This is a genomic window from Thioalkalivibrio sp. XN8, assembly GCF_011058255.1.
GTDB lineage: Bacteria > Pseudomonadota > Gammaproteobacteria > Steroidobacterales > XN24 > XN24.
On record NZ_JAALFH010000012.1, the window covers coordinates 1 to 6,023 of the forward strand.

General features: G+C 72.3%; 4 protein-coding genes and 1 pseudogene. 4 read left to right on the plus strand and 1 reads right to left on the minus strand.

Annotated features, from left to right (window positions below; all coding sequences use genetic code 11):
* The 4 genes and pseudogenes from G6N75_RS01920 to lysS form a co-directional block, all read left to right on the plus strand.
* Window positions 1-744: pseudogene (locus G6N75_RS01920) on the plus strand (hypothetical protein); the annotation flags it as partial.
* The gene (gene recJ / locus G6N75_RS01925; RefSeq protein ID WP_206202860.1) at window positions 738-2,444 is read left to right on the plus strand and encodes a single-stranded-DNA-specific exonuclease RecJ; all 1,707 of its coding nucleotides are present in this window, start codon (window positions 738-740) and stop codon (window positions 2,442-2,444) included. The pseudogene G6N75_RS01920 and the gene recJ, both read left to right, overlap by 7 nt.
* Before the next feature lie 75 nt (window positions 2,445-2,519).
* Window positions 2,520-3,615, plus strand: a protein-coding gene (gene prfB, locus G6N75_RS01930) for a peptide chain release factor 2 (RefSeq protein ID WP_165346384.1) whose coding sequence is annotated in 2 segments (ribosomal slippage) — window positions 2,520-2,591 and window positions 2,593-3,615 — 1,095 coding nt in all. Because the reading frame shifts where the segments join, the coding sequence is not laid out codon by codon here.
* 17 nt (window positions 3,616-3,632) lie between these two features.
* Window positions 3,633-5,132, plus strand: a complete 1,500-nt coding sequence (lysS, locus tag G6N75_RS01935; protein ID WP_165346385.1) for a lysine--tRNA ligase — start codon at window positions 3,633-3,635, stop codon at window positions 5,130-5,132.
* A gap of 452 nt (window positions 5,133-5,584) precedes the next feature.
* Here the strand turns inward: lysS and G6N75_RS01940 are convergent.
* Window positions 5,585-6,023 (minus strand): tRNA-modifying protein YgfZ (locus G6N75_RS01940; protein WP_165346386.1); only part of this gene is annotated, 439 nt, incomplete at its 5' end.

The following is a 6,023-nucleotide window of genomic DNA, read 5'->3' on the forward strand; positions in this document are numbered from 1 at the left end:
CGCTGGCCGGTGGGGCCGGTGAGCGCGCTCGGCGAACTCGGCGCCGTCGCGGGCGACTGCCTGCGGGTCGCGCCGCTGGGCATGGATGCAGAGCAGCAGGGCGCGTTTCGCCTGCGCGCGGCGGCGCTCGAGATCGACCCGGCTGAGGCCGACGCCCTGGCCGCGGCCTTCAACGCCACCTTCGGTAGCGACGGCCTGCGGCTCGTCGCGCCGTCGCCTGCCCGCTGGTACCTGTTGCGGGCCGCCGGCGGCGCCACGGCCTCCTGGCGCGGTTTCCCGGGGCCCACGCTGGCCACCGGGGCGCGCCCGGCGCCGCCTGAACCGGCGCTGCGGCGCCTGCTGTCGGAAGTGGAGCTGCTGTTCTTCGCCCATCCGGTCAACGAGGCCCGGCGCGAGCTGGGACGACCGCTGATCGCCGGCCTGCATCCCTGGGGCGGCGGCCGGCTCGAGGCGCAGCCGGCCGGCGGACCGGCCGAGGTCGCGGGGGAACCCTACCTCGCCGGGCTGCAACGGCTGGGCGCCGCGGGGCCGGCCGAGATGCTCTGGCCGCTCGCCCCGGAAACGCTGTCGCTGCCGGCGCTCGAACGCCTCGAGGCCGAGATGCTGGTCCCGCTGGCGCGAGGCCTGCGGCGCGGGCGCCCGGGCCGCTTGCGGATCGTCACCGACGCGCGCCGTTACGAACTGGCGACGATCGACCTGTGGCGCTTCTGGCGCCGCCCGCGACACTGGGCGACGGCATGCTGAAGCGGCGCCCGATCCGCCGGCGGGAGGTGGCGCCGGCGGCGCTGGCCAGCCTGCAGGGTGTGCCGTCCGTGCTCGCCCGCCTGTATGCGGCCCGCGGGCTGCGCGACCCGGGCGAGCTCGACCTGGCGCTGGCCGGGCTGGCGCCGGTGGGCAGCCTGGAGGGCGTGGAGGATGCGGCGGCCCTGGTCGCCCGGCACCTCGCGGCGGGCTCGAGGATCCTGGTGGTGGGCGATTTCGATGCCGACGGCGCCACCAGCACGGCCCTGCTGCTGCGGGTGCTGCGGGCTCTCGGCGGGGACGTGGGCTACCTGGTGCCCGACCGCTTCGTCCACGGCTACGGCCTCAGTCCCGCGCTGGTGCAGCAAGCCGCCGAGGGCGCGCCGCCGGCGCTCCTGATCACCGTCGACAGCGGCATCAACTGCCATCCGGGCGTCCGGCTCGCCATCGAGCTCGGCATGGAGGTGCTGGTGACCGACCATCACCTGCCGGGCGAACAGCTGCCGCCGGCGACGGCGATCGTGAACCCGGCCATTCCCGGGCAGGGCTTTCCCAGCCGCTGCCTGGCGGGTGTCGGCGTGGCTTTTTACCTGGCGGCGGCGCTGGCGCGGCAGGTCGGGGCCGAGCGCGGCCTGGTGCCGGGACTGCTTGACCTCGTGGCGCTGGGCACGGTGGCCGACCTGGTGCCGCTGGATCGCAACAACCGGATCCTGGTGGAGCACGGCCTGAAGCGCATCCGGGCCGGCGCCTGTCGCCCGGGCATCGAGGCGCTGCTGCGCGCGGGCAACCGCGATCCGCGCCAGGCCGTGACGACCGACCTGGCCTTCGCCGCCGGGCCGCGGCTGAACGCCGCCGGGCGGCTGGACGACATGTCGGTCGGGATCGAGTGCCTGCTGAGCGATGACCCGGGCCGCGCCGCGGAGCTCGCGGGACTGCTCTCCGGCCTCAACGAAGAGCGCAAGCAGATCGAGGCGCAGATGCAGCAGGAAGCGCTGCAGGCGGTTGGCGGCCTGGAGCTGGCGGCCGAGCGGCTGCCGCCGGTCCTGTGCGTGTATCGCTCCGGCTGGCACAGCGGCGTGGTCGGGCTCGTGGCCGCGCGGCTGAAGGAGCGCTACCACCGCCCGGTGGTGGCCTTCGCCCGCGACGACAGCGGCCTGCTGAAGGGCTCGGCGCGGTCGGTGTCCGGGCTGCACATCCGCGACGCGCTGGCGGACGTGGACGCCGCCTGCCCGGGCCTGATCGAGCGCTTCGGCGGGCACGCCATGGCCGCCGGGCTGACGCTGGCGCCCGCAGCGCTGGATGAATTCACCGCCGCGCTCGAAGCGGCGGTCGGCGCCCGCATAGAGCCCGGCCTGCTGGACGGCGAGATCGTCTCCGACGGCGAGCTGCCCGAGGAGGCGCTGGGCCTGGCGACGGCGGAGCTGCTGCGCGACGCGGCGCCCTGGGGCCAGGGCTTTCCCGAGCCGGTGTTCGACGGCGTGTTCGAGCTGCTGGACTCCCGCATCGTCGGCCTCGACCATCTCAAGCTGCGGGTCCGGCCCGCAGGCGGGCGGCGGGTGCTCGACGCCATCGCCTTTCGCCAGGCGGACCGGCTCGGCGGCGCGCCGCCGCGGCGGCTGCGGCTGGCCTACCGGCTCGGCGTCAACGAATACGCCGGCGTCCGCTCGGCGCAGCTGGTGGTGGAGTACCTCGAACCGGCCTGAGCGGCCGTCGCCGGGCCCTCGTCGCGCGGAGGCTGCATGGTAGAATGCGCGTTTGCCCCGCCATCGAACCAAGCCATGGAAATCGCGCCGCTTCGCCAGCATCTGGACGACCTCGCCGACAGGGCTGATGCCCTGAGGAGGTACCTTTGACTACCCGGGCAAGAAAGAACGCCTGGAAGAAGTCATGCGCGAGCTGGAGAACCCGGACGTCTGGAGCAAGCCCGAGCAGGCCCAGGCCCTGGGGCGCGAACGGGTCCAGCTCGAGGACGTGGTAGCCGGGCTCGACGCGATCTCCCGGGGGGTCAGCGACGGGCGCGACCTGCTGGAGCTGGCGGCCGAGGAGGACGACGAGCAGACCATCGCCGGCATCGCGGCCGACGCCGCGGCGCTCGAGAAGAAAGTCGGCGAGCTCGAGTTCCGCCGCATGTTCTCCGGGGCGATGGACGCCCACAATGCCTTCATCGACATCAACGCCGGCCAGGGCGGCACCGAGGCCCAGGACTGGGCCGAGATGCTGCTCCGGATGTACCTGCGCTGGATGGAATCCCACGGCTTCGAGGCCGAGATCATCGAGGCCTCCGAGGGCGAGGTCGCCGGCATCAAGAGCGCCACGGTGCACGTCACCGGCCCCTACGCTTACGGCTGGCTCCGCACCGAGACCGGCATCCACCGGCTGGTGCGCAAGTCGCCGTTCGACTCCGGCAACCGGCGCCATACCAGCTTCGCCGGCGTCTTCGTCTCGCCCGAGGTGGACGACGAGGTCGATATCGAGATCAACCCGGCGGACCTGCGCATCGACGTCTACCGTGCCAGCGGCGCCGGCGGCCAGCACGTCAACCGCACCGAGTCCGCGGTGCGCATCACGCATGCGCCGAGCGGCATCGTCGTGCAGTGCCAGAACGATCGCAGCCAGCACAAGAACAAGGCGACGGCCATGAAGCAGCTCAAGGCCAAGCTCTACGAGATGGAGATGCAGGAGCGCCGCGCCCAGGCCCAGGCGCTGGAGGAGACCAAGGCCGACATCGGCTGGGGCAACCAGATCCGCAGCTACGTGCTCGACCAGTCGCGCATCAAGGACCTCCGCACCGGCGTCGAGGTCGGCAACACCCAGGCCGTGCTGAACGGCGACCTGGACCAGTTCATCGAGGCCAGCCTGAAGCAGGGCCTCTGACCGCACGGGGAAACGCCATGTCCGAACAGCCCGAGCACGCCCTGGTCGCCGAGCGGCGCCGCAAGCTGGACGCGCAGCGCGAGGCCGGCGCGGCCTATGCCAACGATTTCCGGCGCAACAGCTGCGCCGGCGACCTGCAGGAGGCCTTCGGCGGCCTCGATGGCGACAAGCTGGAGGCCGACGGCATTCACGTCGTGGTGGCGGGCCGGATGATGGCCAAGCGCGTGATGGGCAAGGCCAGCTTCGCGCGCCTCGAGGACATGAGCGGCGCGATCCAGCTGTTCTTCGAGCGCGACGCCCTGCCCGAGGGCCTGTACCGGGAATTCAAGAGCTGGGACCTCGGCGACCTGGTGGGCGCCGAAGGCACGCTGTTCAAGACGAAGACCGGCGAGCTGACGGTGCGGGTCAGCCATGCGCGCATGGTGGCGAAATGCCTGCGCCCGCTGCCGGAGAAGTACCACGGCCTGGCGGACACCGAGACGCGCTACCGCCAGCGCTACCTCGACCTGGTGATGAATGCCGACAGCCGGCGCGTGTTCCGGCTGCGCTCGCAGATGGTCAGCTTCATGCGCAGCTATCTCGACGCGCGCGGCTTCCTCGAGGTCGAGACGCCGATGATGCAGCCGATCCCCGGCGGCGCCAACGCGCGGCCCTTCGTCACCCATCACAATGCGCTGGACCTCGACATGTACCTGCGCATCGCGCCCGAGCTTTATCTCAAGCGCCTGGTCGTCGGCGGCTTCGAGCGCGTCTACGAGATCAACCGCAATTTCCGCAACGAGGGACTGTCGACCCGGCACAACCCCGAGTTCACCATGCTTGAGCTCTACCAGGCCTGGGTGGACCAGGTCGCGATGATGGACATCGCCGAGGACCTGCTGCGCGTGATGGCCGAGGCCGTGCTGGGCACCACCAGGCTGGAGTGGCAGGGCGAGGCGATCGACCTCGGGCCTGCGTTCCGCCGCGTCGGGCTGGAAGAGCTGGTGCTCGAGGCCAATCCCGGGCTGGACCCGGCGCGCCAGCGCGACGCCGGCTACCTGCGTGACTACCTGGGTCGGTTCGAGGCGCATACCGAACCCGGCTGGGGCGCCGGCAAGCTGCTGCTCGAGCTCTTCGAGCACACCGTCGAGGCCGACCTGCAGCAGCCGACCTTCGTCACCGGCTACCCGATCGAGGTTTCGCCGCTGGCCCGCACCAACGACGCCGATCCTTTCCTGGCCGATCGGTTCGAGCTGTTCATCGGCGGACGCGAGCTGGCCAACGGCTTCTCCGAGCTCAACGACCCGGAAGAGCAGGCGCGACGCTTCCGCGCGCAGGCCGAGCAGAAGACCGCCGGCGACGAAGAGGCGATGTTCTACGACGCCGACTACGTCCGGGCGCTGGAGTACGGCATGCCGCCGGCCGGCGGCCTCGGCGTCGGCGTGGACCGCGTCGTGATGCTGTTCGCGGACCAGCCGTCGATCCGCGACGTGCTGCTGTTCCCGCACCTGAGGCCGGAGGCCGACCCGGCCCCCTGACCGCGCAACCCGACCGCGTGAGCCTGACCGCGAGGCCAGGCCAAGTCACCTGACCGCGAAACCCGACCACGTGATATCCCCCTCGCTCGACATGTCGCTCGGTGGACATCACGCGTTCGGATTCCGCTGCAGGACAGGAATTGACTCGCTTCGCGGCGCAACCAGGCCACGGCGGCCGCTCCCGGCCCCGCTGCTCGGACTCGGCAGCCGGACCCTGACTTACCTCGGTAGCTGAGGCTCCGGCTACCGGCTCGGACCGCGGGGGCTGGCGGCGCCGGCCGGGTGCGGCTGCGCCCTGGTCGAAACCGGCGGCGGTGCTGCAGCGAGGTCTGGACGTGTCATGCCCGTCGAGCGGCATCTCCTCAAGCGAGAGGGGTATGACACGTCCAGACCTCGCGGTCAGGTGCCACGGCCTGGCCTCACGGTCAGGTGCAGGAACCGCGGTTTCGCGGTCAGGCCGCGTCCGAATCGGCGACGACAACGAGCGCCAGCGACCCGCCGTCGGCTGCCACCGACCGGACCACGGTCCCGCCGGGCTGCTCGAGCTTGGTGCCGGGCGCGGGCGGCGGGCCGTCGAGGCGGAACACCTGCGCGCGGCGCTTGATGCGGCCGAGGTGATGGGCGCGCGCGACGATCTCCTGGCCCGGGTAGCAGCCCTTGGTGAAGCTGACCGCGCCGATGCGGTCGAGGTTGATCATCTGCGCCACGAACTCGCCGCTGGTCTCGGGGTAGACCTCGGGCAGGCCGGCCTCGAGCTCGGCGCGCTCCCAGGCCGCGACTGCGGCGGGGTCGTCGCAGACTTCGGCGGGCTCGAGTTCCCCGGCCACGAGCCAGCCGCCGGGCAGGCGCAGGGCGCTGCAGCGAGCGGTCGCGACGGCGGGCCGGGCCTGC

Bases quoted from the DNA above. Each gene is read 5' to 3' on its own strand.
- recJ (WP_206202860.1), top strand. From the start codon at position 738: ATGCTGAAGCGGCGCCCGATCCGCCGGCGGGAGGTGGCGCCGGCGGCG.
- lysS (WP_165346385.1), top strand. From the start codon at position 3,633: ATGTCCGAACAGCCCGAGCACGCCCTGGTCGCCGAGCGGCGCCGCAAG.